Origin of the sequence: Acinetobacter sp. UBA2063 (genome assembly GCF_002333245.1) — a bacterium.
Classification (GTDB): domain Bacteria; phylum Pseudomonadota; class Gammaproteobacteria; order Pseudomonadales; family Moraxellaceae; genus Acinetobacter; species Acinetobacter parvus.
The window spans coordinates 8031-12164 of record NZ_DDAH01000234.1; the positions used below are offsets into that span (position 1 = coordinate 8031).

General features: G+C 39.1%; 2 protein-coding genes and 2 pseudogenes. 3 read left to right on the top strand and 1 reads right to left on the bottom strand.

The annotated features are described in order from the left end of the window. Positions 1 to 317: pseudogene (locus B4H32_RS11150) on the top strand (DUF4377 domain-containing protein); the annotation flags it as partial. A 49-nt stretch (positions 318 to 366) separates the two neighbouring features. Here B4H32_RS11150 and B4H32_RS11155 read toward each other — a convergent pair. Continuing rightward, positions 367 to 1884, bottom strand: a complete 1518-nt coding sequence (locus B4H32_RS11155; RefSeq protein WP_004682210.1) for a flavin-containing monooxygenase — start codon at positions 1882 to 1884, stop codon at positions 367 to 369. Between the two features lie 208 nt (positions 1885 to 2092). Here B4H32_RS11155 and B4H32_RS11160 point away from each other — a divergent pair. Further along, a pseudogene (locus tag B4H32_RS11160) lies at positions 2093 to 2716 on the top strand (helix-turn-helix transcriptional regulator); the annotation flags it as partial. 118 nt (positions 2717 to 2834) lie between these two features. Next, positions 2835 to 3980 carry a cell division protein ZapE gene (gene zapE, locus B4H32_RS11165; RefSeq protein ID WP_004682208.1) on the top strand — a complete coding sequence of 382 codons (1146 nt, stop codon included), beginning with the start codon at positions 2835 to 2837 and terminating at the stop codon, positions 3978 to 3980. Positions 3981 to 4134: the final 154 nt, after the last annotated feature.

A 4134-nucleotide genomic window follows, 5' to 3' on the forward strand; every position in this document is an offset into this window, starting at 1 on the left:
AATATCAGTCTAAACCTGAAATTTTAACATTTGAGGTTTTTCCTCATTTCGTATCTTGTGAAAATAACAGCGCAGCTTCCGAACGACCACAATGCTTAAAGATTCGTGAAATTAAAGAGGTCGGATTATGGGAGAATCGGGAAAAAGGACAGTGGCAAATTATTAAACAAGATCAAATTGAAGATTATCAGCATATTGAAAATACGTATGCCATGATTTTAGTGAAACGTTTTCCACTAAAAGATCACAAGCGTCCGTATGTGGATGTTTACTACACCACACCAATGTCAGGTAATGGCGATTATTACGAACCTTAAAACAATAAAGGAGAGGATCATAAATTATCCTCTCGTTTATCATTACAATTTAAGCGACTTGTTTTTTTGATTGCTTAGCGTCATTACTCATAAAATTATAATCAGCAACATTCGCTTTACGCGTTTCTAACCAGTATTTCCAGGTATAAGTTGGCCATAGAGAGAAGTTCTTGCCATCAGCCGCCTGATACCAACTGCTACAGCCACCTGCTTGCCATACCGTACCTTTAAGCTGTTCCTGTACACGTTCGTTGAACTGATCTTGTGCATCATGCTTGATTTCAATCGCCTGAGTAGCTGTTTTATCCACGGTCTGGATCAACTGTAGAATATAGTTCACTTGTGATTCAATCATGAAAATCACAGAGTTATGCCCTAAGATTGTGTTAGGACCAAGTAGCTGGAACAGGTTCGGGAAGTTCTTGGTGGCAATGCCATAGTAACTTTCAGCGCCATCTTTCCATGCCTGTTTCAGCTCAATGCCATTACGACCGACACAATCAAAATGCTTTAAGTAGATACGTGGATCGGTAATAAAACCTGTACCATAAATCAGGCAGTCAATCTGACGTTCTTTACCATCTTTGGTGATGATGCCATTTGCAGTAATTTCCTGAATAGCATCTGTAACCAGTTCAACGTTTTTACGGTTAAAGGTTGGAAAGTATTTGTTGGAAATCAAAATACGCTTACAACCCATGACGAAATCAGGAGTTAGTTTCTTGGCGAGTTCTTTATCTTTCACCTGAAAACGAATAAAGGCTTCTGCAAGCTTTTGACCATATTTCATGATCTGAGGTTGTACAATCGGCACGACACGAGACTCATTGGTCCAGTACAAGCGGGTACGATGGATTTGGCGATAAATATTCGATGCCTTGAACAAAGTCTTGCTGAGTTGTGAATATTTACGTTCATCACGTGGGATGACCCATGCTGCAGTACGCTGAAACACATAAAGCTGTTTTACTTCGGGTGCAATTTCAGGAATATACTGAATGGCACTGCCACCTGTACCAATAGAGGCAACAGATTTACCACTTAAATCATAATCGTGTTCCCATTTTGAAGAATGGAAGACTTTGCCTTTGAATTTCTCAATCCCTTTAATGTGTGGAATTTGGGGAACATGCAGTGGACCAGAAGCAAAAATAACAAATTGTGCTTCAAGTGTTGGCTGGTCTTTAAATTCTACAGTCCAGACATTGCGGTTTTCATCAAACTGAGCATGAGTCACTTCATGATTAAATTTACAATAATCTTTTAATTTATATTGTTCAGTAATATCCTGAATATAAGTAAAAATTTCATCTGCTTCTGCGTAACGTTTGGACCAGTCGGTTTTAGGTGCAAATGAAAGGGAATACATATGCGATTGAACATCACAGGCTGCACCTGGATACTGGTTTTCTCGCCATGTGCCACCCACATCATTGGTCTTTTCCAAAATCACAAAATCATTGATTTGACTTTGTAATAGTCGAATAGCCATTGCCAAACCACCAAAACCTGCACCAATAATGGCAACTTTGGTTTTTTGAATTGCATCCTTGTTCGCATTACGCATAGCCCACCCCCCCTACACAGCTAAGTTTTGTGCAAGTTTAAAGGTTTTATCAAGATTAAATATGATTGTATAGACGCAGAACTTGATCATTTCGGCAATTCATTTACATGCTTTTTTATAGTACAACATTAAAGTCTTGAGAATTGCATTTGGAATTATGAAGAGATCTATCCTCGGATTAATGTATTTGATTCAAGGCATGCGTCATCTCCGAGCACAATGTGAAATCTCAGGTACCTATAGGTTTTTACAAGATATTTTTAAAATGATGGGGCTGGAAATTCCTCACATTCAAATTGAATTACCATTTAAAAGGCCAAAAGACTTGGCATTGATGGCTGCCTATCAGGACTATTATGGGCAGGATGTCAAATTTGATTGTGATCAGGCGGCATTCATTCTGGACGATATTCAAATCCTGCAAATTAAAGTCCCCTCCGCAGATACATTGACCTATCGGGTGTATGAGGAAAAATGCCTACAGGATTTAGCAAAGCTGGAGAAGAATGAAAACCTCAAGCTGACCGTTGTCGAATATGTTGAAGATTATCTGGAACTGCAGAATGGCGTGATTCCAACCATGACGGAAACAGCCTGTGCATTGAACATGCCTGAACGAACTTTAAGGCACCAATTACAGCAAATGCAGACCAGCTATAAGGAAATTCGGGAAAGGCTCATCAAGCAAAAGGCATTAAAATTCATTGAAAACAGTTCGTATTCGATTGAGCAAGTGGCCGAAATGTTGGGATATTCTGAACCTGCAGCATTTAATCATGCCTTTAAAAGATGGTTTGGACAAAGCCCTAGACAATATCATCGAAATAGCTAAATAATTAAAAATGGTAGATTATGATGTTTAAACAGCATGATAATTAAGCCTAAAATCTAATGCCTTTGAACTCAATGTTCGATATAATTTTCACCAATTAAAATTGCAATAAGTCCTTATGTCAAATTCTAAACCAGACTCACATAGCACTGCATTTATTCCTGCATCACCTGCTGAACGCTATACTCAAGCGCTTGAGTCAGGTCAGTTTATGCCTGATGAAGCTCAGGCTCAGGCAGTGCAAGAGTTAGATCGAGTATGGAAAGAATTACTCACTCGTTATAAAGCTTCCAAGAAAGCATTTCGACGTTTCCGTCGTCAGACCTATCCAAAAGGGGTTTATATGTGGGGCGGTGTAGGCCGTGGCAAGACTTGGTTAATGGACCAGTTTTATGATGCTGTCCCGTTCCGCCGCAAGACCCGTATGCATTTTCATCACTTTATGCAGCACGTCCATAAAGAATTAAACAAGCTTTCAGGCCAGCGTAATCCTCTGGATGCAGTGGCCGATCAAATTTATAAAAATGCAGTTGTGATTTGTTTTGACGAGTTCTTTGTGTCGAACGTGACAGATGCAATGATTCTTAGTGATTTATTCCAGAAACTATTTGAGCGTGGCATTACCCTGATTGCAACATCAAACATTGCGCCAGAGGGTTTATATAAAAACGGGATTCACCGTGACCGTTTTATGCCCACGATTACACTGGTACAGAAAAACTGTGTGGTTTTAAATGTTGATGCAGGCATTGATTACCGTTTACGAGTTTTGAAACAGGCACAGTTGTTTAAATATCCATTAAGCAGTGATGCCCAGTCATGGATGCTTGAACGTTTCCAATCGCTTACACATACTCAAACCAAGTCGAATACACCCATCATGATTAACAATCGTGTGGTAGAGACGCTGGGGCATACCGAAGATGTATTGTGGTGTGAATTCTCTGAATTATGCTTTAAGCCACGTAGTCCAGCAGACTTTATTGAAATTGCCAATATTTACAATACTGTATTGGTCAGCAATATTCCGAATTTGACCGATTTCCTGTCAGAAGGAACCCGACGTTTTATTTATCTGGTCGATGAGTTTTATGATCGTGGGGTGAAATTATTGCTGACGTCAGAAGATTCAATTATTGAGCTTTATGAAGGTCAGAAATTGGCTTTTGAAATTGAGCGTACCCGTTCAAGATTGCTGGAAATGCAGTCGGATGACTACCTGCATTCTGAACATCGACAGATACAGGTTGCAAAAACCTCATAAATTTACAAAGGCATTCTTCGGAATGTCTTTTTTATAAATTTAGAGGGAGAAAGCTTTATTCTTGTTTGAATTTTGCTATAAATAAAGTCGTTTAAAAATGTGAGGACATTGCAGGCCTAAACTGTAAGTACCCAGGAATTTGATTTTTTGATAA

What these genes read in the sequence shown, in the direction of transcription:
- zapE (WP_004682208.1), top strand. Translation starts at nt 2,835, where the DNA reads ATGTCAAATTCTAAACCAGACTCACATAGCACTGCATTTATTCCTGCA.
- B4H32_RS11155 (WP_004682210.1), bottom strand. Translation starts at nt 1,884, where the DNA reads ATGCGTAATGCGAACAAGGATGCAATTCAAAAAACCAAAGTTGCCATT.